Consider the following 24,295-nt stretch of genomic DNA (forward strand, 5'->3'; position numbering starts at 1 on the left):
CTCAAAGCACCAGTCAACCAGAACCCGCCATCGCGGGAAGGAGCCCCAATGTCTGATCCATCAAATCAGCAGACCATAGACCTCGAAGCGATCGCCAACGAAGCGCTCGCCATGGCCGACTATCTCAAGCAGCGCAATTTGGTTCTTGCCAACGAGGTTGTCCGCATGAGGCGATATATCGAAGCGCAGCAAGCGGAGAAGGAGGAGCAAGAACTCGATGGCGCTGCAGTTGCGGCCGCCGAGGAAGCGCATGAAGCCCGGAAGGCGGAGGGGAAATAGCCATGGCAATCCGTCCAGATTGGGATGTCGGCACGATCACGCTGACGGCCGGACAAACTGCCTTCACAACGTCAGGCTCGGCGCTGCTGACGGCTGGCGTAGAAGCAGGCGATATGATCATAACGCCAAGCGGCAATGCGCTGATCATCGGGGCTACTCCAACCCAACAGAATGCCGGCGTCTTGTTCCTCCCGTGCCCCGCCGCTGCGGCCGGCACAAATATGCCGCTCCGCATTCGCTTTCAGCCGGACGGCAGCCGGTTCCAGGCTGCTTATCGGATCGTCGCCGACCTTCTGGATAGCGGAAATCTTGAAGCACTTGCGGCCTTGGTCGGTGCTGCCGACACGCTGCCCTATTTCACCGGCCCTGGGGCTATGGATTTGACGGCGCTGACGGCGTTTGGGCGATCATTGATAGGGGCGTCGAACGGCGGTGATGCATATTCGGCGCTGGGAGAGGTTCCAGGTGCGCAGATTCCTCCAAGGATTGGCACCATCACTCCGGGTGCCGCCGATCTCAATGCCATCACAGAAAGCGGCTTCTACGGTGCGGATGGTGGCACATTGAATCGTCCTGGAGACGCCGGTAACTGGGTCGTTCTTCATATGGCCAGAGTAACAACAGTCCATGCCCAGTTGGCAATCAGCCGGTCCAACGACAACCTTGCCAATGGTATCCAGTACCGCTTCTACAATGCGACATCATGGTCCGCATGGGTCAGCGTATTCACGCAAGCCAGCATTATCGGGACGGTATCCCAGTCTGGAGGAGTGCCTACCGGCGCGCTCATAGAGAGAGGGAGCAACGCGAACGGCACCTATACGAGATATGCAGACGGTACTCAGGAATGCATATTTGTCCGCGATCAGTCCTCAGAGAACTGGAATGTAGCAAGTGGTGGTTTGTTCATCGGCCCGCTCTACTTCTGGACCTTTCCAGCTGCATTCTCAGATGGATCGCCTTTTGTTGTGGGGTCCACGTCACGGTCTGGGAATGAGGCTCGAGGTGTCACCGTGCGCAACGTCATAACGAGTGGGGCAAATATGTACCCGTGGTCATCAGCGTCGATTACTGCCGGCCCCTCAAAACTTGTCACCTACTATGCGAGCGGGAGGTGGTTCTGATGCGTATTTCTTTCTGTCCCCAGCGCTGCGAAAGCTCACTCACGGTCACCAAGAGCGGCGACATCCTCACCATCAACGGCGATCCTGTTGATCTGTCCGGCATCCCAGATGGGGCGACACTGGCGGCAGATGCAGTCAGCAATGAATTCGTCGTCGGCGAGGTTGAGCGCATCTCTGGCGAGCTACATTTGACGCTGCTGTTGCCGCACGGCCCGAACCCGTCGCAGGCTGTCGCTTTTCCTGCACCCTTGGCGGACGTGCCAGACGGGCCGCTTCAAATTCCCCGCGATCCCGAACCGGAGCCGGAACCCGAACCCGCTCTGACGGACGTAACGGAACCGGAGGAATGACCATGGCGACGATCGATCTATCTCAGCTTGTGACCGCAGAGCATAAGGCTGCGGCGCAACTGGCCTCTTTGCAGGCGACATTCTCGGCAGCTATCCAAGCCCACCTCGATGCAACCGCTCGTGAGCGGGACTATGACGACATCGAGCGGGCGACCACATATCGCGGCGATAAAAACCCGCAATACGCTGCCGAGGGTCAAGCGCTATTCGACTGGCGGTCGGATGTCTGGACCTATGTGACGGCGGAACTTGAGAAGGTGAAATCCGGCGAGCGGGATCAGCCGACCGTTGAAGCTTTCGTTGAGGAGTTGCCCGCATTTGAATGGCCGCCGATAGAATAATGGCCCGGCAACGGGGAGGGTAGTGCATCGGCGCGTTCTTAACCGCTTACATGTGGCATTGTTCCTAAAATCATGATGGGAATTCGCGTCGTGGGCCTGCCAGCCTTCGGCGCGTTCGCTTTTTTGTAGCGCAAACCAGCGATAAAAACTAAGAGGAATCAACATGCTAGTCAAAAACTGGCGTGACGTTTTGCGTCGAGCCTATTCCATTCGGCTGATGATCATCGCCGCTATCCTGTCCGGCGTCGAAGTGGCACTCCCTCTGCTCGACGGTCTCCTCCCCATTCCACCCGGTGTTTTCGCCGCTCTGTCTGGCCTCACGGTCGCAGCGGCTTTCGTGGCGCGTGTGTGCGCGCAGAAAGGACTATCCGATGAGTAAGTCAGTCACTTCAGGTGCTTCCACCTTTTTCCATCCCTGATAAGGCAGATGAGACGCATTGAAACGCCGGCAACGATAGCCAAGGAATTGGCGGAGACGCCATGGCTAAGCAATCTGCGAATATATCGAACCTGCTTTTCTGTGAGCTTTGATGTGGGCTGACCTTCCCCGATAAGAGGAATTAACCCGTTCTCCCACGCATGTTGCGAGTTTCTGCCTTTGGTAACCCACTCGAGATTCGAAGGCGAGTTGTTGAGCTTGTTCCCGTCTTTGTGATTGACGACTAGTTCACTTCTGAACCCCGGAACAAACGCCATTGCTACCAGTCGATGAACGGGATGCCTGAAGACTTTCCGTTTATGAGAGAAGCTGACCTCCCTGTATCCCAAATGATTGATTGACTGCCTCAGCATCCGTTCTTTGAAGACGGCAGTCTTTGTGCTCGGCCTCCCCAACCTCACAAAAGAGTAGGTCGTCGTCTTTTCGGGGATATGGATATCGCCATCCTCGCTAACGCGAATTGGATATCCCCTGACTTCAATCTCTCGCCATTCCGCCATCTGTGCATCTCGCATTGTTGTGTGAGTCCACACAATAGAAGGGTGAAACATAATGAACAAGTCAAGATTGAAAAAGAACAGTGCATTGGCCGCTATGGTTGTCGCTGCCGTCGGCGGCTTCGAGGGGCTTAGGCTCAATGCCTATCCCGATCCGGCCACCAAAGGACCGCCATGGACGGTATGCTATGGCTCAACGCATGGCGTGAAGAGGGGAGACAGCCATTCTCTTGCCGAGTGCAAGGCAATGCTGGTTAAAGACCTTGAGATTTACGCCAACGGCATAGAGCGTTGTGTGACCGCTCCATTGCCCGATGCTCGCTATGTGGCGCTCGTCTCGTTTGCCTATAACGTCGGCCCCGGCGCTGCCTGCAAGTCCAGCGTGGTTCGCCTCATCAATCAGGGGCGGACGCGGCAGGGTTGTGATGCTCTCCTGAAATGGAATAGGGCGGCTGGCATCGTCTTTCCCGGGCTCACCAACAGGCGGAAGAAAGAGCGGGTGCTTTGCCTCGCAGGCCTGAAGTGATGGCCGCCATTTTCTGGAACGTCTTCTTCTGGCGCCTGCCTCTCCCTATCGGTCCACTCATCCTTGCCTGCCTCGCATGGTGGGCATTTTCCCAGATCGAGCAGGGCCGCGCGATCAACTACGCGGTGACGTCGGCTGTCAAGGATTTGGTCGCCGGCGCTGAAGTGAAGGCGCTCGAAAGCCAGATTGCCGAGCGCGACCGACAACTCAAAGCCGGCCAGATCGTCATCGACGCCTACCAGGCGCAGTTAAGAAATGCGGTTGCTGCCGATGCGGTAAAGGCAGAACGGATCGAACAGGAGATCACCGACTATGAAGCAAAGCTCTCGGCTGCTGGCCGCGCCTGCGCTCTTGGGCCTGACGATCGTGAGTTCTTGCTCAAGCCTTGATCGCCGGCTCGACCGGGCGTCGGAAATCCAAGGGACGGCGCAGGCACGCGTGGTGCTTCCTGCCCTCCCAAGCGACTGCCGGGCGCAGGAACCCCATGCCGCACTCACAGTTGGCGCTGAGGTGAGATCGATCCTCAAACGAGAGCGGAACGCTCTGGACAGTGCCAACGCTCGTGTAGGGCGCTGTGCGGGATTTTACGATAGCACCGTCGAGGAATTCCAATGAGCGAAGAGAGCCGGGACAAGTCCATCGGTCGCCTTGAGGGTAAAATGGATCTGATGCTTGCCGAGCAGCAACGGGCCGCCGGTGCTCGTAAGCAGACCTACGAGAAGATGGACGAGCTATCGCGGAAGCTCGACGGCGCAGACCGGCGCATCGGAACCACAGAACAGCGGCTAGACAAGATCGAAGTGCCGGTTGCCGAGTTCTCACGGTGGCGCGAGCGCTTTATTGGAATGGCTCTTCTTACCACGTTCATTGCCGGTTCTGTCGGCGCAGTCGCCGCGTGGCTATGGGGAAAAATTATCGCTGCGATGACGGGATAACGGTTCGCCGAGCGCTGCCGGTTGGCCTGCCGGATAAGGGGCTTTCCTCAATCAGGGCCGCATGAAAGGATCTATATCGAAGACACTCCGAGCCACACGACAAACGAAACCAATATCGCCGCCGTCCCTTCACCGGGCGGCGGCTCTTTTTTGCGTTTCAGGGCTGTTCTTCGGCTTTCTTGGGCTCAATCGGCCGCCGCAAATCCGTCGTGCACGAGCGCTAGGGATTTGAGTACCGGCACCGATACTCAACTGATTCCCCGTGCGCGCCAGGTAAGAGGGGGAGACAGCTTCTTGATCTTGTCGAGATATGTGCCGGTGTCGAGCTTGGTGCTACGGATCATGTCCATGACTTCGGGGATGACCTTTTCACCGCGTTCAGCATCGCGCCGAACTGTGCGGGCATCGGCTCCAGTGACAGCAGCTGTAGCTTCGGCGAAGCTGGACAAGTTGTCCGCCTTCGCTTTGCCGCCCCCGGGAAGCCCAGGCGATCCACCCTGTTTCGTTTCCGGATGCATCTCCAGATAGATCGCCTTGCGACGAGCGGTCTGACGAGCCGCCACACAGTGTGGCGCTTACCGGTGATGACATCCGTGCATGCTCGCGATTGGCCGATTGGCCGAAGGTATCTTCACCGCGAAGATACCTTGACGACATCCCGGCGCGCGCGAGGGGATACAGAAATGTTTGCGCTCGGTGCAAACATTAGGCCGTTTCCATTCGCACCCGCACGCTGGAAGCTAGCCGCGGAAACCTCCCGTGATTGGACCGCCCACATCAAGAGTTTGATACTTCTTCGGGGCGGCGTCCTTTTCGTCCGCGATAGCTCGCTGGATCGATTCAATAACTTCCTGGATCTGCACGAACTGTTCGCGCCAACCCTCTGTGGTGCCGCGCGCATAGGCACCAGCCAAATTCGCGGCCAGTTTCCGGCGATGGTCACGCATCTGCTCCAGCGCTTCATCCAGTGCCTTGAGGTGTTCTTCGGCCATATCGCTCGCCTCCCCATTGATACAGGCCGCAATATGCGCAACCCAAGGGCGAAGGGCAAGCGCCGTGAACACCTAGAGAACATCTTGCTACCATTTTGCTACCGAATTCGGTAGCACAGAAGGGTAAAAGGAAGAACGAAAAGGTTAGATTGTCCGGCTATCTGGTTGATATTTCGGTATTTGTTGGGACAAGGAAGGACGGGCGAATACGGCTCTAACCGAATTTCAAGACCGGTGCCTTAAACCGCTCGGCCACCCCTCCAACCGAATGACTTGACTGGATGATTCGCCTTATCAGCCATTTTCGCTGATTTGCGGCCACTCGCCATCGCCGCCTGTTTACAGCCTGCGGGATAGCCGCGTCAACGTCTTCGGTCGACTGATCCACCGGAACGGGAAACGATAAAGCGCGGAGCATTTGAGGGCAGGGGCAAGATACGCGCGCGTGCAACTAATGGGGCGCATCGAGGTCGAGCGGCGGGGATCAAAGGCGGGGCAAGATACGCGCGCGTGCAATTAATGGGGTGACGCGTGCCGCGCCAGCAGATGCGTCGTCGAGGGGCAAGATACGCGCGCGTCCGGCTAATGGGATTCAAACGTTAAATTCGCTCCACGATGGCAACTCGCAACAGATCCTGTTTCTTCCCTGCAGTTTGGAACGGTAGAGCGCCTTGTCCGCGAGCTTCAGCAAATCGCCAGCGGATGTCAGAGCGTCACCGGTGCCAGCCGCCGATACGGAAAAACCGATGCTGACGGAAATTCTTGCCAGCGGGCCGCCGCCATGTTCGAGTTCGCATGAACCGGTGGCAGAGAGAATCCGGGCGGCAAGCCGTTGCGCGCCATCCTGATTGAGCGGAAGACGATCGTGGGGCAGAAGACTGTCGAGCTTGCGGCCTTCGATGGTCGTGCGATCGATGCCCTGGATCTCGCCGCCGAATATATCGCACAGACAATCGTTCACCGTCAGTAGAATGCCGCTGCGATTGACGAAGCACAGCCCCACCGGAACCCGGTCGTATATTGCTTCGATCTGCAGCAGGCGCTTTCCTCCGACCCCGCTTTGCTCTCCGAACAGATCGTTTTGCTTTATCTGGGTAACCATAATCGAATTCACCCTGTCCAGCGCATGCAAAGCAATCGCAACGGCATACCGGCATGCGATTTACAAAAAGGCATTTGTCACAACGGGAAAGGCGGGCTGTTTCAATCGTTTTATGAAAAATGCAGATGCAAGCCTTGCAATGCCCCCGCCGGTCATACAAAACTGCCACCCGGCAGTGTCATGTTCTTGCCGCCGGAAGGTCACATTCTTTTAATGTCGTGTCAACGAATCGATGGCAAGAGTTTCTAGTGGGCTCGTATGCGCCGCCGATCGCTGCATTGCGTGGATGCGGTTACTGTAACGAATTTAAAGACGGGGACGGCCAATTGACGGCTGAAAATCATTCATTGGTCAGATATTGGACTAAGCGTTTCGATCTTCGCGTAGCCGGTGTCGTCATTCTCGGCGCATTCGTTGCGGCATGCGCCACACCGCAGCCCAAGTCAAAAGGCAAACATCGCTCCAAGGAGTATTTTGCCGAATCCGAATATGGCGTGAAGGCAAGCCCGCGAGTCATTTCCAGTAATGTCTCAAAGATGCCGCGCGGAGGCGGGCGAGACCAGGTCGGCAAGCCCTACCAGGTGAAAGGCAAGTGGTATTATCCCAAGGAAGAACCTGGCTATAAGCGCGTCGGCAAGGCCTCGTGGTATGGCTCTGCCTTCCATGGACGACTGACGGCAAACGGCGAAGTCTACGACATGCGTCACCTCAGCGCCGCCCATCCGACGATGCCCTTGCCGAGCTATGCGCGCGTCACCAATCTTTCGAACGGCAGCTCGGTTATCGTTCGCGTGAACGATCGCGGCCCCTATGCCCATGGCCGTGTCATCGACCTGTCGCAGCGTGCCGCGGAAATGCTTGATTACAAGCATCATGGAACGGCGAATGTGAAGGTCGAATATGTCGGCCGTGCGCCGTTGGAAGGCCGTGATGATGCCTTCCTGATGGCCTCGTTCCGGAGCGGCTCCGATCCAATCGGTCAGCCTGCGAGCGGCGTCATGATCGCGATGAACGGACCGACGCCCACCGCGGCCATGCCGGGAGCGCGGCCATCGCCCGCTGTGCTGCCGGCCATGGCAAGCGCCGCGGCAATGCCGCAGAAAAATGTACTGCAGCCGCCATCCCCGCCGGGCGTTCTCGATGGTCTGGGTGCGGGTGATCCGGTCTTACCGGCCATCGGACCGATCGTGACCGAAAGGCCCGGCATCTCCATGGGCATCGCCCACGTTCCCGGCGCGGCGGTCACATCCACGCTTGCCGGATATGCAGACGCGCGTATCGCTGCCGCCAACGGTGTCGAGGCTATGGCCTATGCAAGCGTGCTGACGCCATCGGCGATTTCCGATGCCTGGAAGAAGCTTGGTGCGGATAACGCAAATGCTGTCAGCACCGAATATGTCGACGCCGGATTTTTCGGAGATAAGAGCGAGGCCGACCGTATCGCCGTCGCACTTTCCGCTTACGGCAAGGTTCGCCGTACCCATGTGCCGACCGAAAACGGTGAACTCTACGGCGTTACGGTCGTGGGCAGCAGCGATTCTCTGCTCAAAGCCGCATGGGCGGCAGGTGCTGCCGATGCTTTCGTAGTCCGTGCGCAATAGGTATATATCTGCGCAGCGCTCTATGCTGAGCGGCGATATTGGCGCATGATCTGGATTTGGATAAATTCAGATGGGAATAAGCGTTGCAACGCCGTGCGCCTTTTAGGGCGCACAAGGCACGATGCGCAGGCAGGGCAGGGGCTGACATGCCGTCGATCAAATATGCGGTGGTTGTTCTATGCGGGCTGATAGGTAGCGCCATCGCCTCATCCGTTTGTCTGGCCCAGCCTTTCGAAACCAAGGCTCGACAAGCCTTGTTGATCGATGATGCGACCGGTACGGTCCTTTTTTCAAAAGATCCCGGTGAACTCATTCCACCGGCGTCATTGGCGAAACTGATGACGATGGAAGTTGTTTTCGACGCGCTGACCAAGGGCGAGTTGTCGCTCAACCAGACGTTTCCGGTCAGCGAATATGCCTGGCGCACCGGCGGCGCACCGTCCGGCACCTCGACCATGTTCGCCAAGATCAAATCGACGCCACGCGTGGAAGATCTCATCCAGGGCGTCATCGTCCAATCGGCGAATGACGGCTGCATTGTTCTCGCCGAAGGCATGGCAGGCAGTGAGGAGCGGTTCGCGCGACGCATGACCGAGCGCGCCCGTCGGTTGGGGCTCGAAAAATCGGTTTTCGTCAACGCCACCGGCCTGCCCGCGCCGGGCCAGAAGGTATCCATCGAGGAATTGGTGGCGCTTGCCCGCCACATTCGCCGGACCTATCCGCAGTTCTACAAATATTATGCGCAGGAAAGCTTCACCTGGAACAATATCTTCCAGCGCAATCGCAACCCGCTTTTGCGGCTGAATATCGGCGCGGACGGATTGAGCACCGGCTATACGCAGGAATCCGGATATGCGCTGATCGCATCCGCCGAGCGCAACGGGCGCAGGCTGTTTCTCGGCATGAGCGGCCTTGCCAGCGACAAGGAGCGCGCCGAGGAGGCCCGCAAACTCATTGAATGGGGAATGGACGGTTTCGAGGACGTATTGCTGTTTCCCGATAACGGCGTTGTGGGGGAGGCAAGCGTCTATGGAGGCGAACATTCAGAGGTTAAGCTGCGGACGGGAAAGGCGATCGAACTGCTTTTACCGAAACAGGATAGACCGCCTCTGAAAGCCCGCATCGTCTATAACGGCCCGTTGATAGCGCCTGTAGAGGCAGGCAAACCGGTCGGATCGTTGAAGATCTGGATGGGCGATGCCCTGGTTCAGGAAAAGCCGGTCTTCACCGCCGAGGCGGTGAAGGAGGGTGGGATCGGCAAGAGAGCGTTTGATGCGGCGCTCGAGCTCTCCACCGGCTGGATCAGGAAATATCGCTGAAATCCTGCCTCGACCTTTGGCTTGCAGATGGATAGAACAGCGCTGTTGAATGAAGGAGAACGCGCGTTCCGTGGCAGGATTGTTTATCACGTTCGAGGGCGGTGAAGGGGCGGGAAAGTCGACCCAGATCAAACGTCTTGCCGCCTATCTTGCCACCGTGGATATCGACACGCTGGTCACCCGCGAGCCGGGCGGCTCTCCGGGCGCCGAGGCGGTGCGCCATGTCATCTTGAGCGGTGCCGCCGAACCTTTTGGGCCGGCGATGGAGGCTGTGCTCTTTGCCGCCGCGCGCAGCGATCATGTGGCTCAGCTCATCCGCCCGTCGATCATGGCGGGCAAAACGGTGCTCTGCGACCGCTTCATCGATTCGAGCCGGGTCTATCAAGGGGTGACCGGCAGCCTCGATCCGTCCTTCATGCAGGCGCTTGAACGCGTGGCAATCGACGGAACCGTGCCCGATCTGACCATCATTCTCGACCTGCCGGCCGAAAAGGGACTGGCGCGAGCCACGCGCAGGCGAGGGGACGAAGCCGCCGACCGGTTCGAGAAAGAGACGCTCGCCACCCATGAGGCGCGCCGCCAGGCCTTCCTCGCTATCGCAGCGGCGGAGCCTGAGCGCTGCCGGATCGTCGATGCGGACCGGCCGGAGGAAGAGGTGAGCGCCGAGATCATTGCAATTGTCGACAAGCTGATTGAAAGCCGCACCGGAACTTTGCCGGAAGCCAGAAAAGCGTTAGTGAAGCCAACATGATCCATGAATTGGCCACACAGGAAACGCATGACACCATCGACGGTGTGCCGGCTCCGTCGGCTAACGCCTTTCTGGCGGGGCATGAGGAAATCCGCGCCTTTCTCGCCCGCGCCTACCGATCGGGAAAAATGCACCACGCGCTCCTGTTCGAAGGGCCGCGCGGAGTAGGAAAGGCAACACTCGCATATCATCTGGCCGGGCATATGCTCAGCCATGCCGACAGCGGCCAAGCGCCGGCGGACATTGCCTTTCCGGATTTCGAGAAACCGCTTTTCCGCCAGATCGCCGGCGGCATCCATCCGGCCATCCTGCATGTAGATCGTCCGCTGGACCAGAAGACCGCCAAGTTCAAGACAGGCATCACGGTGGAGGAAATCCGCAAGGTGACGCATTTCCTGACCCGCACCTCGCATGACGGCGCCTGGCGCATCGTCATCGTCGATCCGGCCGACGACATGAACCGGAACGCGGCCAACGCTCTGTTGAAGACGCTGGAAGAACCGCCGGCCCGTGCGCTTTTCATTCTGATATCCCATTCCGCCGGCCGTCTGCTGCCGACGATCCGCTCACGCTGCCAGACGCTGCAGTTCAAATCGCTGGACAGAGTATCGATGCAAAAGGCTCTGGCCGCGATCGGTCCCAGTGTCGGTTTCGATGCGGCTGACGGGGAGGGGACGACCGCGCTGATCGAACGCTCGGAAGGCAGCGTGCGCAAGGCGGCGCTGCTCATCGCCCATGGCGGTCTCGAGATAGCGCAAGCGGCGGATGCGATCCTCGAAAAGGGGAGTTTCGATCTGCCGAAGGCGCAGGCGCTTGCCGCTGCCATCGGAGGGCGCGAGGCGGAAATCCAGTACGATCTGTTTTTCGATCATATTCTCCAGCGCATAGCCGATCGCGCACGCCTGCATGCGGGCGAGGGTGCCATAGTGCCGGCCAATGCATGGTCGGCCTTCTGGAATCGGGTTCGTCAGAACGGTATGGAGACGCAGGCCTTTAATCTCGACAAGAAGCAGGCTGTTCTCATCCTGCTCGAAAAGACCCACCGCGCCTTTCAGAACGGTGTTCCCGCTTAGATTTCAGGCCGTCACAATTCTGTACGACCGTAGCATTCGCAGCCGACATGCGGTATGTCAGCCGCTCCAAACGGAAAAATCGACTGAAGTCAGGTCCCGCCAGTTAGGTCAAGCATGAGCCGCGAAAAATTCTATATCACCACGCCGATTTTCTATCCGAACGGCAAGCCGCATATCGGCCACGCCTATACCGTCATCGCAACGGATGCGCTGGCCCGCTTCCAGCGGCTGGACGATAAGGATGTCTTCTTCCTGTCAGGCACCGACGAGCATGGCCTGAAGATGCAGCAGACAGCCGAAAAGGAAGGATTGGCTCCAAAGGAGCTGGCGGACCGCAATTCGGCGATATTCCAGAATATGCTCAAATCGCTTGGCTGTTCGAACGACGATTTCATCCGGACCACCGAAGAGCGCCACTACAAGGCCTGTCAGGCGATCTGGCAGCGCATGGCCGCCAACGGCGACATCTATCTCGATCGCTATGCCGGCTGGTATTCGGTGCGCCAGGAAGCCTATTTCGACGAGAGCGAGACGACTGTCGGCGAAGATGGCATCCGGCGCGAGCCCCTGGGGTCGCCGGTCGAATGGAACGAGGAGGAAACCTACTTCTTCCGTCTATCCGCTTATCAGGACCGGCTGCTCGCGTTTTATGAGAGCAATCCGGATTTCGTCGGCCCGGCCGAACGGCGCAACGAGGTGATCAGCTTCGTGAAATCCGGCCTGCGTGATCTCTCGATCTCGCGGACGACCTTCAACTGGGGCGTTCCCGTTCCTGGAGACGAAAAGCATGTGATGTATGTGTGGGTCGACGCGCTCACCAATTACCTCACCGCCGCCGGCTATCCCGATACCAATTCGGAAAAGTGGGGCTACTGGCCCGCGACCCATATCATCGGCAAGGACATCGTCCGGTTTCATGCCGTCTATTGGCCGGCTTTCCTGATGTCGGCAGGCCTGGAACTGCCGAGCCGCGTCTTTGCGCATGGCTTTCTGTTCAACCGCGGCGAGAAGATGTCGAAATCGGTCGGCAATGTCATCGATCCCTTCACTATGGTCGAACATTACGGGCTCGACCAGGTGCGCTATTTCTTCCTGCGCGAAGTGCCGTTCGGACAGGACGGCAGCTATAGCCACGACGCGATCGTCAACCGCACCAATGCCGATCTCGCCAATGATCTCGGCAATCTGGCGCAGCGCTCGCTCTCGATGATCGCCAAGAATTGCGATGGCAAGGTGCCACAGCCGGGCGCATTCACGGATGCGGACAACGCCATTCTGAACCAGGCAAGTACGGCTTTGGAAACGGCGCGCAAGGCAATAGCCGAGCAGGCGCTCCACCACGCGCTTGCCGCCATCTTCGCGGTCGTCGCCGAGGCGAACCGTTATTTTGCCGGCCAGGAACCCTGGGCTCTGCGCAAGACCGATCCGGAGCGCATGGCGACGGTGCTTTATGTCACGGCCGAGGTGCTGCGGCGCGTCGCTATTCTTGCGCAGCCCTTCATTCCCGGCTCTGCCGCGAAGATGCTCGATATTCTGGCAGTTCCCGCAGACCGGCGCAATTTTGCCGATCTCAGGGGCGGGGAGCTTGCCGGCGGCGCACCACTGCCGGCGCCGCAGGCGATCTTTCCACGCTATGTGGAAGCCGAGAAGCAGGCCAACGGGCAGGATTGATTGGGCATGGCGATGCTTGTCGACAGCCATTGCCATCTGGACTTTCCGGATTTCGCCGAGGAGCGCGATGCCATCGTGCAGCGCGCCCTCGATGCCGGCGTTCGCCGCATGATCACCATCTCCACCCGCGTCCGCCGGTTTGCCCAGATCCTCGAAATCGCCGAAAATTACGATCAGGTCTATTGCTCCGTCGGCACACATCCCAACAATGCGCATGAGGAGCCCGATGTCACTGCCGAGGAACTGATTCGGCTGTCCGAGCATCCAAAGGTGGTGGCGATCGGCGAAGCTGGTCTCGACTATCACTACGATTATGCCCCGCCCGACGTGCAGGCCAAGAGCTTTCGCGCTCATATCGAGGCTGCACGCCAGACGGGATTGCCGCTGGTCATCCACGCGCGCAGTGCGGATGCGGATATGGCCGCCATCTTGACCGAGGAGACGGGGAAGGGCGCATTCCCCTTTATCCTGCATTGCTTTTCCTCAGGCAAGACGCTGGCCGAAACGGGGATCGCCCTTGGCGGCTATGTCTCCTTCTCAGGCATTCTGACGTTCAAGAACTCGGTCGAGTTGCGGGACATCGCACGCATCGTGCCGCGCGATCGCCTGCTCGTCGAAACCGACGCGCCCTATCTGGCGCCGGTGCCGTATCGAGGAAAACGCAACGAACCGTCCTTCGTCCGCCATACGGCCGCCGTTCTGGCCGAAACCATCGGTGTCGAGCCGGAGGAACTGGCCGGGATTACGACGGAAAACGTCTTCCGGCTGTTTTCCAGGATGCCGAATCCGGCGAATGCCGAAAATGGCTGACCGTTTCCGCTTCACCATTCTCGGCTGCGGATCTTCGCCCGGTGTGCCGCGGATCACCGGCGACTGGGGAAATTGCGACCCGAAGAACCCAAGGAACAAACGTCGCCGCGCGGCAATGCTGGTCGAGCGTATCGCCGAAAACGGCGCAACGACCACCGTCATCATCGACACAGGCCCGGACTTCCGGGCGCAGATGATCGATGCGGGGGCAGGGTTGCTCGACGCGGCGGTCTATACCCACGCCCATGCCGACCATATTCATGGCCTCGACGACCTGCGAACCTATGTCGTCGAGAAGCGGCGGCTGATGGACATCTATGCCGATCGCGTGACCCTGTCGCGCATGGACGAAGCGTTTAGCTATTGCTTCGAAACGCCGCCCGGATCGAAATATCCGCCGATCGTGCAGGCGCACCAGATCGATGAGGACACGCCGTTCAAGATCACGGGCGCCGGCGGCACCATTCCGTTCCTGCCGCTGCCGCAGGTCCATGGCGACATCATGTCCCTCGGCTTCCGCATCGGCGATGTCGCTTATTGTTCCGATGTCAGCGCTTTTCCGGAGAAGACCGTCGAGCGTCTTCATGGCCTGGAGGTGCTCATCATCGACGCGCTGCAATATCGTCGGCATCCGAGCCATTTCTCACTAGGCGAAGCGCTGGAATGGATCGAGCGCCTCGCGCCGAAGCGCGCGATTTTGACGCATATGCATGTGCCGCTCGACTATGAGACGGTTCTGCGCGAGACGCCTGATCATATCGAACCCGCCTATGACGGAATGCGTTTCGAGGTGGATGTGTCCAAAATCGATAAGGCTGGTTAGATATAGCGCTGGGCGATACGGCTTCAGGGCCGGCGCGGGGATCATCATACCTGACCGCACCCCAGCTTCATCAATCGATCACATAAGATAGATTATGGAACTAATGCAGCAATGAACTGCCATCCGCAGTGACGGCAGATGAGTATCCGTGAAAAGTCATTTCTCTGTGAAATCAATTGATTAGTCCGTTACCCTGAGAGCTCATCACAACCGTTTCATCGCAAGCATAAGATGCCCAGGCACCGGTTGGCCTTGTTCATAGCGCACCACGATATCCATGCATTCGACACATTCCATGCCGTTGCGCTCAAGCATCTGGCGCACGTAAGCCGCTGAATGGGCAAAGCGCTGATATGGGCCGACCACGAACGGCCGTCCTTTGAAAATCTCGTCGCTCAGCGTTTCGCTTGAGAACGCGAATGTTCCGCCGCGGATGAGATGCTTGCCGACGCCCGCGAAGAAAGCGTCGAGCTCTCCCATATAGGGCAGCACGTCCGTTGCCACGATCAGGTCCCAGGCCGGGCCTTCCGCCGTCTGCAGGAAGCGGACGGCTTCGCCGACGAACAGGACGTCGTAATCACCCTTTTCATAGGCGATCTCGACCATGTTCTCCGAGATATCGACGCCGGTCTTGTGATCGGCCATGTCATCCAGCGCGTCGGCCGACAGTCCCGTGCCGCAGCCGAGATCGAGCATTCGCGTGAAATGCACGGAGGAATCGCGCGTCAGCAGCATGTCGCGCAATTGCAGTGGCACGTCATAGCCGAGCTGGTCGACGAGAATGCTGTCGAACATTTCGGCGTGCTGGTCGAACAGGGTTTGCACATAGGCGTCCGGCGCCTTCGGCGGCACCGCGCCATGGCCTATGCTGGCGAGCCTGACTGCTGCGCCGCCATGATCGTCGGGGTCGATCTTCAGCACCTCGGTATAAGCGAGCGCTGCGCCTTCGAGATCGCCGGATTTTTCGAGATTCAGCGCACGGTTATAGGCTTTTTCCAGCGCTTTCTCATCGAAGTCGGTCATCTATATCGTTTCCTACTGGCGCTCTTTATAAGCATATTCAATAACTTACACCATCAGCATAAAGCGTCTTTTCAGGCCGCCTGCCCGGCGCTCCAGCCGGATGACCAGGCCCACTGGAAATTATAGCCGCCCAGCCAGCCCGTGACATCCACGACTTCGCCGATGAAGTAAAGCCCGGGAATCGTCCTTGCCTGCATCGTCCGGGAATCGAGCGCCTGCGTATCGACGCCACCAAGCGTCACCTCCGCGGTACGGTAGCCTTCCGATCCCGCCGGCTTGATGCGCCACTCATTGACGGCCGCCGCTATGCCTCGCAAATCCTTGTCGGAAAAATCAGCGAGATTTCCGGCGCCATTCTCCTGCTCGGCAATATGCTGCGCCAGGCGCTTCGGCAGATATGCCGATAGCGCGGTCTGCAAAGCCTGCCGTCCGTTTTGCGCGCGCGCCGCCTTCAGGCGCTCGAAAACATCGATGCCGGGCAGCATCGAGACAGAGATTTCCTGCCCCTCACGCCAATAGGACGATATCTGCAGGATGGCCGGGCCGCTTAAGCCGCGATGGGTGAACAGAACCGCTTCGGAAAAGCGCGTCTTGCCGCAGCCGACCACCGCATCGACCGCGATGCCCGAGAGTTCCTTCAGCCGTTCCAGCGTCCTCGCCTCGAATGTCAGCGGCACCAGCGCCGGGCGTGTTTCCACGAGTGGCAGACCGAATTTCGCCGCAAGCTCGTAGCCGAACCCCGTCGCGCCCATTTTGGGAATGGATTTTCCGCCGGTCGCCACCACAAGCGAACGGCAACGGATATCGCCCGTTGCAAGGCTGCCCGTCGTCAGACTGACGGAGAACCCCTCTCCGGCTCTGTCGACTTTTCCGACCTGCGTCGCGAGCCGCAAGGTCACATCGGCCTCGCGCATCTCCTTGACAAGCATGTCGATGATCTGGCGCGAAGAGCCATCGCAGAACAGCTGTCCCAGCGTCCTTTCATGATAGGCGATGCCGTGGCGTTCGACCAGCCGGATGAAATCGCGCTGTGTATAGCGCCGCAGGGCCGAGATACAGAACCGTGGATTGGTGGAAAGGAAGTTTTCCGGGGCGGCATTCAGATTGGTGAAATTGCAGCGCCCTCCTCCGGAAATGCGGATTTTCTCGCCCGGCGCCTTCGCATGGTCGACGATCAGCACGGACCTTCCCCGTTTGCCGGCTTCGATCGCGCACATCATGCCGGCTGCCCCGGCGCCAAGCACCACGACGTCGAAATCTTCAATACGGGCTTTCAAAATACCGTCTCAATTCAAGAAAACTTTCCATCGCATTGATATTTCACGATAATCTATACCGTTACCTTTGTGGCCTCGGCTGCTTCGAGCTTGAGCTTCCTGTCGGCATATTTTCGTGCCAGGACAGCGCAGACCATGAGCTGTATCTGGTGGAACAGCATCAATGGCAGGACGATGCTGCCGACATTCTGACCGGCGAAAATGGCATTCGCCATGGGCGCGCCGCTGGCCAGGCTCTTCTTCGATCCGCAGAACATGATGGTGATCTGATCCTCATGCGAAAAGCCGAGCCATTTGCTGCCATAGGCGGTGATCAGCAGGACGAGCGCCAACAGGACCACATCGACCGAGATCATCATGGCGAGATCGTGCCAGGACACGGAGTGCCACAATCCCGCGACGACCGCCTCGCTGAAGGCGAGATACACCACCATCAGGATGGAGCCCCTGTCGACGAGGCTCAGAGGCTTTTGGTGGCGGCGCATGAAATTGCCGATCAATGGCTGCAGCAATTGTCCCAGGATGAAAGGCGCCAGCAATTGCAGAAGGATCGACTCGAGCGCGTCGAGCGATACGCCATTGCCCCGCACGGCGAATAAAAGACCGACCAGAGCCGGCGTCAGGAACATGCCCAATATGTTCGAGGCGGAAGCCGAAACGACGGCAGCGGAAACATTGCCGCCAGCCAGCGCGGTGAATGCGATGGAGGACTGCACCGTCGACGGCAGCACGCATAGGAACAGGATGCCGGTATAGAATGCGGAAGCCGCCAGCCCCGGCACGAGCCATCCCGCAGCCAGCCCCAGAATCGGGAAGAGCACGAAGGTCGAGGCGAGCACGAAAAGATGCAGCCGCCAATGCACCAGCCCCGCCACGACCGCATCGCGAGACAATCGCGCTCCGTGCAGAAAGAACAGCAATCCGACCGCGATCTTCGTGGCGATGCCGAACCACTCGGCATATTGCCCCCTCACCGGCAGGAACGACGATATGATGATTGCAGCGATAAGCGCAGTGGTGAATTTGTCGGGGAGAAACCGCATGATGATGTAACAGCTACCGGAAATAAAATGAAACGGGTCTACAGCCCCATGCGTCCTCTAGGACGCATGGGGCTGTAGAGCATTGAATCGGCGCATCGTGCTTTCCGAAAACCATTCCAGTTTTCGGGCTGGTGCGCCAGCGGATTATTCGTAACCGTTCGGGTTCTTGACCTGCCAGTTCCACATATCCTGGCACATATCACGCAGGTTCTTGGTGGCGGACCAGCCGAGGAATCCCTTGGCATGCGACGGATCGGAATAACATGACGCCACATCGCCCGGACGGCGCGGCGCCACCTCATAATTGATCTCGCGGTTCGAGACATGCTCGAAAGCCTTGATCACCTCCATGACGCTATAGCCCTGCCCTGTTCCCAGATTGACGGCAAAGCACTGCGGCTGATCCAGCTTGTCCAATGCCTTCAGATGTCCCTTCGCAAGGTCGACCACGTGGATATAGTCGCGGATGCCGGTGCCGTCGGGTGTCGGATAATCGTTCCCCCACACATTGAGCTTCTCGCGCCGCCCGCTGGCGACCTGCGCGATGATCGGCATCAGATTGTTGGGGATGCCTTTCGGGTCTTCTCCGATGAGCCCGCTTTCATGCGCGCCGACAGGATTGAAATAGCGCAGGATCGCGATATGCCATGACGGGTCGCTCCTATGAAAATCGCGCAGCATATCCTCGATCACCAGCTTGGTCCGGCCGTAGGGGTTGGTGGCCGATAGCGGATGATCTTCTTCCAAGGGCAGCTTCTGCGGTTCGCCATAGACTGTGGCGGAGGAGCTGAAGACGAGTTTGCGCACATTGGCGGCTTGCATGGCCTGCAGTAGGCGCAGGGTGCCGACGACGTTGTAATCATAATAAAGCAATGGCTTTTCGCCGGATTCGCCGACTGCCTTCAGCCCGGCGAAATGGATGACCGAGGTGCAGTCATGGCGCCGCAACACATCTTCGAGAAAGGCCTGATCACGAATATCGCCGGCCTCGCTTGCCGGCGCCCTGCCCGCGATTTTAGCGATGCGGTTCAAAGCTTCCGGATGACTGTTGTCGAAATTGTCGATAACGACCACATCATGGCCGGCTTTCAGCAGTTCGACACAGGTATGAGAGCCGATATAGCCGGCACCGCCGGTCACGAGAATCGCCATTAAATTCTGCCTTTCGCTACAATGTCAGCAGCATCCATTAGACCGATGCGACTTATGCAAAATGTCCCGCGTGCCGCAAGCCCGCACTGCAGCATATCCGAGAATCAGCTAACGTTCTGCCTCACGCCAATCACGGATTTCCGCCATGAAGCCTTCCCGCGACATCGACCGCCTGATCGAGATCATGGCCGCCCTCAGAACGCCGGTAACCGGATGCCCGTGGGATCTGGAACAGGATTTCCGCTCCATCGCGCCTTATACGCTCGAAGAAGCTTTCGAGGTGATCGATGCGATTGAGCGCGACGATATGGACGATCTCAGGGAGGAACTGGGCGATCTGCTGCTTCAGGTCGTTTTTCATGCGCGCATGGCTGACGAGCAGAAAGCCTTCGATTTCGGTGACGTCGTCGATGCCATCACGACGAAGATGATCCGCCGTCACCCGCACGTTTTCGGGGATGAGGATGCACGCGGTGCGGGCATGGCAAAAGGCGCCTGGAACCGCATCAAGGCCGAGGAAAAGACCGAGCGCGCGCAGCGCCGCGCCGAACTCGGACTTGATGACGGCGAGAAGAGCGGCTTCCTCGACGATGTGCCACAAGCGCTGCCGGCGCTGATGCGGGCGCTCAAGCTTCAACAAAAGGCTGCGAAAGTCGGGTTCGACTGGTCCGAATCCGAACCCATTCTGGACAAGATCGCTGAAGAAGCCGTCGAGTTGCGGGATGCTCTCCAAAGCGGCAGGAAGTCCGATATCGCGGAGGAATATGGCGATCTGCTATTCGCCATCGTCAATCTTGGCCGCCATCTCGATATCGAGCCGGAAAGCGCGCTGCGCGCGACGAACGAGAAATTCCGCTCGCGCTTTCACTTCATCGAAAAATCGCTGGAAGAACAAAAGCGTTCGCTCGACGAGGCTTCTCTCGATGAAATGGAAAAGCTCTGGCAAAGAGCCAAGAAGCCCAGGAAATAGAGCCTCTACTTCGAGCCCTTCATGCGCTCGCGCAAGGTCTTTCGCGCCGTGGCGGTCATATCCGCCTCGATCCGCAACGATCCGTCGTCCAGATTGTCGCGACGGATATTGCTGGCATGCTGATAGATCCAGTCGAGCATGTGCAGATCATTGGGCGCCAGATCGAGCGCGATATGCTCAAGAGCACCGGAAATACGGCGTTCGATAACGGACAGAAGACCATCGATGCCCTCCCCTGTCGCCGCGGAAATGGCGATCGGGCGTGCATCTTCCGGATCTGCCGCGCTCAGCCGCAGCGCCGCCTCGCGCCCCGTTTCATCAAGCAGGTCGATCTTGTTCCAGACTTCCAGTATGCGCCTGTTGTCGCCGCGTTCGATGCCCAGGCTTTCAAGGATGCTCGCGACATCCTCGGCCTGTGCGGCATTGTCGGGGTCGGAAATATCGCGCACATGGAGGATCAGATCCGCTTCCACCACTTCTTCGAGCGTCGCCCGGAAGGCGGCCACCAGATGGGTTGGCAGGTTGGAGATGAAACCGACCGTATCCGACAGGATCACCGTTTCGCCATGCGGCAGGCGGATGCGGCGCAGTGTGGGATCGAGCGTGGCGAACAGCATGTCCTCCGCCAGCACTTCCGCACCGGTCAGGCGGTTGAACAATGTCGATTTGCCCGCATTGGTGTAGCCCACAAGCGCGATGATCGGATGCGGCACCTTCTTGCGCTTCTGGCGATGCAGCGTGCGGGTGCGCACCACCGTTTCGAGCTCGCGTTTGATGCGCAGGATCTTCTCCTGCAGCATACGCCGGTCGGCCTCGATCTGCGTTTCACCCGGACCGCCGAGAAAGCCGCCGCCGCCGCGCTGGCGCTCAAGGTGGGTCCAGCTTCTGACCAAGCGCCCCTTCTGATAATTCAGATGCGCCAGTTCGACCTGCAGCGAGCCTTCCTTGGTTTGCGCCCGCCGCCCAAAGATTTCGAGAATCAGCCCTGTCCGGTCGATGACCTTGACATGCCATTCCTTCTCGAGATTGCGCTGCTGCACCGGCGTCAGCGCATGATCAACGATGACCAGCCCCGCCTCTTTTTCCCCAATGATTTCGCCGATCGTCTCGACCTTGCCTGAGCCTAGAAGTGTGGCAGGCCGTGGATTGGAGACGGTGACGATATCGCAATGAACGAGATCGAGATCGATGGCCCGCGCCAGACCTTCCGCCTCTTCTAGCCGCGCTTCGCTGCTGCGGCTGAATTGCGGGCGTTTTGCATCATCTCCCTGCCCTGCATCCTGCAGACGCTCGGGAAGGATCGGAACGATAACGACGGCGCGTGTCGGGCCTTTTGCGGACGTACCGAAGCCGGTATCCGCATCTCCCTCACGGGTCGTGCGCCCTTTCGATTTGCTCAATGTCTAATCCCTGGGCTCGACCATCAGGCATGCGAACGAATGCGCATGCGGACGATTGCTACCCTTCTTCGCCTTCGAACATCTGCACCGGCTGGCTTGGCATGATGGTCGAGATCGCATGCTTGTAGACCAGCTGCGAATGACCGTCCCGCCTGAGCAGCACGCAGAAATTGTCGAAGGAGGTTACGATTCCGGTCAGTTTGACGCCGTTGATGAGAAAGATCGTCAATGAAATCTTTTGCTTCCGAACAGAGTTCAGAAAGAGATCCTGAAGATTTTGCGATCGCTCAGCCATTGTTTTTATTCCTTTAATTCGATCAGCAACTGACTCACACGTTCATGTAACTCATGGTACCTAGCTAAAATCAAGCACCGTGACAGACAGACGGACCGGCTAGTGGCAAAATATGCGAGACGCCAAATCTAACCCACGATATTCCGGTTAACAGGATGGCGTTTTTTCTGCAATCTCAAAAATGCTTTGTGCAGTGAAAGTGCTGCCGAACAGATGTTCATTCTCAACAACCTGCTTTCAGCCCACACCTCTCACGCCGCAGATGACGACGGGACCGAAACGCGCTTCACCGCCCAATCGTAAAAACTCCCCTCACGTGCGACAAGAACGGACGGATGCTTCTTGTGAATGTGAAACCCTATGCAATTCGGATGATGGGTAGGTTCCAGCCCATAAGCCGGGTCGAAAATCCGAAGCGCCTCCTTGCCGGTCCAATAGTAGAAGTTTTCCTTCGGAGCAGCGTTCTGGAAGAACCCGTATTTCTTGGCGAGCCGCGAGATGCCGTCATTCCCAAAAACGGTGATGCCGATTTTTGAAGGTGTCACCTCTTGCCCCATCATCCGGAACCATGTTGGACGAAGAATTCCGCGCCTCACTCCCAGCCATGACGGCAACACGCACGTTCCCTCGATATATAGTTCGAATTCCCCGATGATGGGGTTGTCGGGAGGAAGATAAAGCGCTGAAACGCCAACACGGCTGCGGTTTTCGCGTGCGAAATAAGGCCGATCCGGCGCCGGATGAAACTGCTTCAGCAGATACACATCCGTATCGAGCCATACGCCCTGCCGATGCTTCATCAGCATGATGCGGAACAGATCGCTGAACTGCACGATCGTCCGGCTGGGCTTGAAGCCTGGGAAATTCGGATCGAGACGGCAAAATATGCGTCTCGGCAGGATTGGCTCGGCGTCGTGCAATTCCACGCCTTCCGGAACATCGCCGATCACGTCATAACTGAACAGCTTGACCCTCTGTCCTGTCGCAACCATGGAAGCAAGACAAATCCTGTCTACCTCACGCAACGACACTCCATACCAGAACGTGCATATGTCCATTGATCGCCCCCGCGACTACCCCAACCATGCAATATATCAATATTTCAGCATAAACTATTTGATTTTCTAGAAAAACTCCAAGCTCACGCGGAACATCTGCTCCACATGCCGCACGGCTTCGGATGTCGCAAAGATGATCACCCGGTCCTTCGGCTTGATGCGCGTCGAACCGTCGGGCTTCAACACCTTGCCGTCACGGTATATGGCCCCGATACGCAAACCATCCGGCAGGTGAAGATCACGCATGGGGGGGCCGACCAGCGGTGATGTTTCGAGCGCTTCCGCCTCGATGACCTCGGCAAGCCCGCGGTGAACACTCTGCACGGCACGGATACGCCCGCGCCGCACATGCTGCAGCACGCGCGAGATCGTCACCGTGCGCGGATTGATATACGCGTCGATCCCCACCGTGCGGGTGAACCCCTGGTAGGCGGGATCGTTGATGAGGGCCAGATTGGCCTTGCAGCCGAGACTCTTGGCCATGATGCTCGCCAGAATATTGATTTGATCCTGGTTGGTGAGCGCCACCATCAGATCGGCATCCTGAACATCAGCCTCCCGCAGCAGGGTCTGATCGAGCGCGCTGCCATGCAGCACCATGGTCCGGTTCAGTTGGTCGGCGATGGCCATGGCGCGGCCGCGGTCGGCCTCGATGATCTTCACCTTGACGCGCGGTTGGCGCTCCTCGATGGTTTTGGCGACATAAAGACCGACATTGCCGCCGCCTGCAATCAGGATCCGGGTCGCTTCGGGCTTTTCATGGCCGAACAGCGCCAGCGTACGGCGTACCTGCTCGCGTGTCGTCACCACATAAGCCAGATCGCCAGCGATAAGCTGATCGGTGGAATGCGGGATGAAGAGTTGATCATTGCGCACCACGCCGACCACCGTTGACGGCAGATCGGGGAAAAGATCACTCAACTGCGCAAGCGGCGTGTTGATGACTGGGCATTCCTCCAGGCACTCGATGGCAAGAACCACCACCTTATCGTCGGCAAAACGCAGGACGTCCATGGCGCCGGGCAGCGAGATGCGGCGCAGCACCATCTCGCCGACTTCGAGTTCCGGCGAAATGACCACATCGATCGGCATATGATCACGCGAGAACAGATCCTGGTAATGAGCCTGAAGATAGGATTGGGCGCGGATACGCGCAATCTTGGTCGGCACGTTGAAAAGCGAGTGGGCTACCTGACAGGCCACCATATTGACCTCGTCGTAAAGGGTGACGGCGATGATCATATCGGCCTCGTCGGCACCTGCAGCTGCCAGCACGTCAGGCTGGGAGCCATGTCCGACAAAGCCGCGCACGTCGAGCGTGTCATGTATCCGTTGAACGAGGTCGGCCGACGTGTCGATCACGGAGACATGATTCTGCTCCGCGGCCAAACGTTCGGCGATGCCGTAACCGACCTGTCCCGCGCCGCAGATGATAACCCGCATA

General features: G+C 58.5%; 28 protein-coding genes. 16 read left to right on the forward strand and 12 right to left on the reverse strand.

Annotated features, from left to right (window positions below):
- Positions 1-48 precede the first annotated feature (48 nt).
- From C5748_RS17120 to C5748_RS17140, 5 genes are all read left to right on the forward strand, one after another.
- Positions 49-279 carry a hypothetical protein gene (locus tag C5748_RS17120; protein WP_105743151.1) on the forward strand — a complete coding sequence of 77 codons (231 nt, stop codon included), beginning with the start codon at positions 49-51 and terminating at the stop codon, positions 277-279.
- A 2-nt stretch (positions 280-281) separates the two neighbouring features.
- Positions 282-1,403, forward strand: coding sequence for a pyocin knob domain-containing protein (locus C5748_RS17125; RefSeq protein ID WP_105743152.1), 1,122 nt, complete (start codon positions 282-284; stop codon positions 1,401-1,403).
- Positions 1,403-1,753, forward strand: coding sequence for a hypothetical protein (locus tag C5748_RS17130; RefSeq protein ID WP_105743153.1), 351 nt, complete (start codon positions 1,403-1,405; stop codon positions 1,751-1,753). Before C5748_RS17125 ends, C5748_RS17130 begins: the two co-directional genes overlap by 1 nt.
- A gap of 2 nt (positions 1,754-1,755) precedes the next feature.
- Positions 1,756-2,094: a hypothetical protein gene (locus tag C5748_RS17135; RefSeq protein WP_105743154.1), complete on the forward strand. Its 339-nt coding sequence runs from the start codon at positions 1,756-1,758 to the stop codon at positions 2,092-2,094.
- A 163-nt stretch (positions 2,095-2,257) separates the two neighbouring features.
- Entirely contained in the window at positions 2,258-2,473 is a 216-nt protein-coding gene (locus tag C5748_RS17140; protein ID WP_105743155.1) for a DUF7940 domain-containing protein, read from the forward strand.
- Positions 2,474-2,478: 5 nt separating this feature from the next.
- On the opposite strand, the gene C5748_RS17145 is transcribed toward C5748_RS17140, so the two are convergent.
- Complete coding sequence (locus C5748_RS17145) at positions 2,479-3,033, reverse strand: HNH endonuclease (RefSeq protein WP_158259882.1); 555 nt, start codon at positions 3,031-3,033, stop codon at positions 2,479-2,481.
- 52 nt (positions 3,034-3,085) lie between these two features.
- Between C5748_RS17145 and C5748_RS17150 the strand changes: the two genes are divergently transcribed.
- The 3 genes from C5748_RS17150 to C5748_RS17165 all read left to right on the forward strand — a co-directional run bounded on the left by C5748_RS17150 (position 3,086) and on the right by C5748_RS17165 (position 4,491).
- Complete coding sequence (locus C5748_RS17150; protein ID WP_105743157.1) at positions 3,086-3,556, forward strand: lysozyme; 471 nt, start codon at positions 3,086-3,088, stop codon at positions 3,554-3,556.
- Positions 3,556-3,945 carry a hypothetical protein gene (locus C5748_RS17155; RefSeq protein ID WP_105743158.1) on the forward strand — a complete coding sequence of 130 codons (390 nt, stop codon included), beginning with the start codon at positions 3,556-3,558 and terminating at the stop codon, positions 3,943-3,945. Before C5748_RS17150 ends, C5748_RS17155 begins: the two co-directional genes overlap by 1 nt.
- Before the next feature lie 222 nt (positions 3,946-4,167).
- A complete protein-coding gene (locus C5748_RS17165) occupies positions 4,168-4,491 on the forward strand; it encodes a hypothetical protein (RefSeq protein WP_105743159.1) in 324 nt (107 codons plus the stop codon).
- A 248-nt stretch (positions 4,492-4,739) separates the two neighbouring features.
- Here the strand turns inward: C5748_RS17165 and C5748_RS27960 are convergent, their stop codons facing one another.
- From C5748_RS27960 to C5748_RS17180, 3 genes are all read right to left on the reverse strand, one after another.
- Positions 4,740-4,940, reverse strand: coding sequence for a hypothetical protein (locus tag C5748_RS27960; protein WP_146119554.1), 201 nt, complete (start codon positions 4,938-4,940; stop codon positions 4,740-4,742).
- Positions 4,941-5,231: 291 nt separating this feature from the next.
- Positions 5,232-5,483 (reverse strand): hypothetical protein, encoded by a 252-nt coding sequence (locus C5748_RS17175; RefSeq protein WP_146119555.1) that lies wholly within the window; start codon positions 5,481-5,483, stop codon positions 5,232-5,234.
- A gap of 592 nt (positions 5,484-6,075) precedes the next feature.
- A complete protein-coding gene (locus C5748_RS17180) occupies positions 6,076-6,585 on the reverse strand; it encodes a GGDEF domain-containing protein (protein ID WP_105743162.1) in 510 nt (169 codons plus the stop codon).
- A 326-nt stretch (positions 6,586-6,911) separates the two neighbouring features.
- Between C5748_RS17180 and C5748_RS17185 the strand changes: the two genes are divergently transcribed.
- The 7 genes from C5748_RS17185 (at position 6,912) to C5748_RS17215 (ending at position 14,633) form a co-directional block, all read left to right on the forward strand.
- The gene (locus C5748_RS17185; protein ID WP_425350271.1) at positions 6,912-8,186 is read left to right on the forward strand and encodes a septal ring lytic transglycosylase RlpA family protein; all 1,275 of its coding nucleotides are present in this window, start codon (positions 6,912-6,914) and stop codon (positions 8,184-8,186) included.
- Between the two features lie 146 nt (positions 8,187-8,332).
- The gene (locus C5748_RS17190) at positions 8,333-9,505 is read left to right on the forward strand and encodes a D-alanyl-D-alanine carboxypeptidase family protein (RefSeq protein WP_105743164.1); all 1,173 of its coding nucleotides are present in this window, start codon (positions 8,333-8,335) and stop codon (positions 9,503-9,505) included.
- A 70-nt stretch (positions 9,506-9,575) separates the two neighbouring features.
- Positions 9,576-10,256, forward strand: coding sequence for a dTMP kinase (gene tmk / locus C5748_RS17195; RefSeq protein WP_199194823.1), 681 nt, complete (start codon positions 9,576-9,578; stop codon positions 10,254-10,256).
- Positions 10,253-11,329, forward strand: coding sequence for a DNA polymerase III subunit delta' (locus tag C5748_RS17200; protein WP_105743166.1), 1,077 nt, complete (start codon positions 10,253-10,255; stop codon positions 11,327-11,329). Before tmk ends, C5748_RS17200 begins: the two co-directional genes overlap by 4 nt.
- A 114-nt stretch (positions 11,330-11,443) precedes the next feature.
- Positions 11,444-13,000, forward strand: a complete 1,557-nt coding sequence (gene metG, locus C5748_RS17205) for a methionine--tRNA ligase (RefSeq protein ID WP_105743167.1) — start codon at positions 11,444-11,446, stop codon at positions 12,998-13,000.
- A 12-nt stretch (positions 13,001-13,012) separates the two neighbouring features.
- Positions 13,013-13,810 carry a TatD family hydrolase gene (locus C5748_RS17210; protein WP_105743273.1) on the forward strand — a complete coding sequence of 266 codons (798 nt, stop codon included), beginning with the start codon at positions 13,013-13,015 and terminating at the stop codon, positions 13,808-13,810.
- Positions 13,803-14,633 carry an MBL fold metallo-hydrolase gene (locus tag C5748_RS17215; protein ID WP_105743168.1) on the forward strand — a complete coding sequence of 277 codons (831 nt, stop codon included), beginning with the start codon at positions 13,803-13,805 and terminating at the stop codon, positions 14,631-14,633. Before C5748_RS17210 ends, C5748_RS17215 begins: the two co-directional genes overlap by 8 nt.
- A 204-nt stretch (positions 14,634-14,837) precedes the next feature.
- Here the strand turns inward: C5748_RS17215 and C5748_RS17220 are convergent, their stop codons facing one another.
- The 4 genes from C5748_RS17220 to galE form a co-directional block, all read right to left on the reverse strand.
- A complete protein-coding gene (locus C5748_RS17220; RefSeq protein ID WP_105743169.1) occupies positions 14,838-15,656 on the reverse strand; it encodes a methyltransferase in 819 nt (272 codons plus the stop codon).
- Between the two features lie 71 nt (positions 15,657-15,727).
- A complete protein-coding gene (locus C5748_RS17225) occupies positions 15,728-16,921 on the reverse strand; it encodes a BaiN/RdsA family NAD(P)/FAD-dependent oxidoreductase (RefSeq protein WP_105743274.1) in 1,194 nt (397 codons plus the stop codon).
- A gap of 65 nt (positions 16,922-16,986) precedes the next feature.
- Entirely contained in the window at positions 16,987-17,976 is a 990-nt protein-coding gene (locus C5748_RS17230; RefSeq protein WP_105743170.1) for a bile acid:sodium symporter family protein, read from the reverse strand.
- Positions 17,977-18,120: 144 nt separating this feature from the next.
- Positions 18,121-19,128, reverse strand: a complete 1,008-nt coding sequence (galE, locus tag C5748_RS17235; protein WP_105743171.1) for a UDP-glucose 4-epimerase GalE — start codon at positions 19,126-19,128, stop codon at positions 18,121-18,123.
- 145 nt (positions 19,129-19,273) lie between these two features.
- On the opposite strand from galE, the gene mazG reads away from it, so the two are divergent.
- On the forward strand, positions 19,274-20,098 hold the full coding sequence (gene mazG / locus C5748_RS17240; protein WP_105743172.1) for a nucleoside triphosphate pyrophosphohydrolase: 825 nt from the start codon (positions 19,274-19,276) through the stop codon (positions 20,096-20,098).
- 5 nt (positions 20,099-20,103) lie between these two features.
- Here mazG and hflX read toward each other — a convergent pair whose 3' ends face one another.
- The 4 genes from hflX to trkA form a co-directional block, all read right to left on the reverse strand.
- Positions 20,104-21,498, reverse strand: coding sequence for a GTPase HflX (hflX, locus tag C5748_RS17245; protein WP_105743173.1), 1,395 nt, complete (start codon positions 21,496-21,498; stop codon positions 20,104-20,106).
- Between the two features lie 58 nt (positions 21,499-21,556).
- Positions 21,557-21,793: an RNA chaperone Hfq gene (hfq, locus tag C5748_RS17250; RefSeq protein WP_105743174.1), complete on the reverse strand. Its 237-nt coding sequence runs from the start codon at positions 21,791-21,793 to the stop codon at positions 21,557-21,559.
- A gap of 251 nt (positions 21,794-22,044) precedes the next feature.
- Complete coding sequence (locus C5748_RS17255; RefSeq protein ID WP_105743175.1) at positions 22,045-22,851, reverse strand: glycosyltransferase family 32 protein; 807 nt, start codon at positions 22,849-22,851, stop codon at positions 22,045-22,047.
- A gap of 66 nt (positions 22,852-22,917) precedes the next feature.
- Entirely contained in the window at positions 22,918-24,294 is a 1,377-nt protein-coding gene (gene trkA / locus C5748_RS17260) for a Trk system potassium transporter TrkA (RefSeq protein ID WP_105743176.1), read from the reverse strand.
- Position 24,295 lies beyond the last annotated feature (1 nt).

It is taken from the genome of Phyllobacterium phragmitis (assembly GCF_002980495.1).
Classification (GTDB): Bacteria; Pseudomonadota; Alphaproteobacteria; order Rhizobiales; family Rhizobiaceae; genus Paramesorhizobium; species Paramesorhizobium phragmitis.

Coding starts and splice junctions, on each gene's coding strand:
- C5748_RS17120 (WP_105743151.1), top strand. CDS start 49: ATGTCTGATCCATCAAATCAGCAGACCATAGACCTCGAAGCGATCGCC.
- trkA (WP_105743176.1), bottom strand. CDS start 24,294: ATGCGGGTTATCATCTGCGGCGCGGGACAGGTCGGTTACGGCATCGCC.
- C5748_RS17215 (WP_105743168.1), top strand. CDS start 13,803: ATGGCTGACCGTTTCCGCTTCACCATTCTCGGCTGCGGATCTTCGCCC.
- C5748_RS17180 (WP_105743162.1), bottom strand. CDS start 6,585: ATGGTTACCCAGATAAAGCAAAACGATCTGTTCGGAGAGCAAAGCGGG.
- hfq (WP_105743174.1), bottom strand. CDS start 21,793: ATGGCTGAGCGATCGCAAAATCTTCAGGATCTCTTTCTGAACTCTGTT.
- C5748_RS17140 (WP_105743155.1), top strand. CDS start 2,258: ATGCTAGTCAAAAACTGGCGTGACGTTTTGCGTCGAGCCTATTCCATT.
- C5748_RS17255 (WP_105743175.1), bottom strand. CDS start 22,851: ATGGACATATGCACGTTCTGGTATGGAGTGTCGTTGCGTGAGGTAGAC.
- C5748_RS17125 (WP_105743152.1), top strand. CDS start 282: ATGGCAATCCGTCCAGATTGGGATGTCGGCACGATCACGCTGACGGCC.
- galE (WP_105743171.1), bottom strand. CDS start 19,128: ATGGCGATTCTCGTGACCGGCGGTGCCGGCTATATCGGCTCTCATACC.
- C5748_RS17155 (WP_105743158.1), top strand. CDS start 3,556: ATGGCCGCCATTTTCTGGAACGTCTTCTTCTGGCGCCTGCCTCTCCCT.
- C5748_RS17200 (WP_105743166.1), top strand. CDS start 10,253: ATGATCCATGAATTGGCCACACAGGAAACGCATGACACCATCGACGGT.
- C5748_RS17210 (WP_105743273.1), top strand. CDS start 13,013: ATGCTTGTCGACAGCCATTGCCATCTGGACTTTCCGGATTTCGCCGAG.
- C5748_RS17145 (WP_158259882.1), bottom strand. CDS start 3,033: ATGGCGGAATGGCGAGAGATTGAAGTCAGGGGATATCCAATTCGCGTT.
- C5748_RS17175 (WP_146119555.1), bottom strand. CDS start 5,483: ATGGCCGAAGAACACCTCAAGGCACTGGATGAAGCGCTGGAGCAGATG.
- mazG (WP_105743172.1), top strand. CDS start 19,274: ATGAAGCCTTCCCGCGACATCGACCGCCTGATCGAGATCATGGCCGCC.
- C5748_RS17135 (WP_105743154.1), top strand. CDS start 1,756: ATGGCGACGATCGATCTATCTCAGCTTGTGACCGCAGAGCATAAGGCT.
- C5748_RS17150 (WP_105743157.1), top strand. CDS start 3,086: ATGAACAAGTCAAGATTGAAAAAGAACAGTGCATTGGCCGCTATGGTT.
- metG (WP_105743167.1), top strand. CDS start 11,444: ATGAGCCGCGAAAAATTCTATATCACCACGCCGATTTTCTATCCGAAC.
- C5748_RS17230 (WP_105743170.1), bottom strand. CDS start 17,976: ATGCGGTTTCTCCCCGACAAATTCACCACTGCGCTTATCGCTGCAATC.
- C5748_RS17130 (WP_105743153.1), top strand. CDS start 1,403: ATGCGTATTTCTTTCTGTCCCCAGCGCTGCGAAAGCTCACTCACGGTC.
- C5748_RS17220 (WP_105743169.1), bottom strand. CDS start 15,656: ATGACCGACTTCGATGAGAAAGCGCTGGAAAAAGCCTATAACCGTGCG.
- C5748_RS17190 (WP_105743164.1), top strand. CDS start 8,333: ATGCCGTCGATCAAATATGCGGTGGTTGTTCTATGCGGGCTGATAGGT.
- C5748_RS17165 (WP_105743159.1), top strand. CDS start 4,168: ATGAGCGAAGAGAGCCGGGACAAGTCCATCGGTCGCCTTGAGGGTAAA.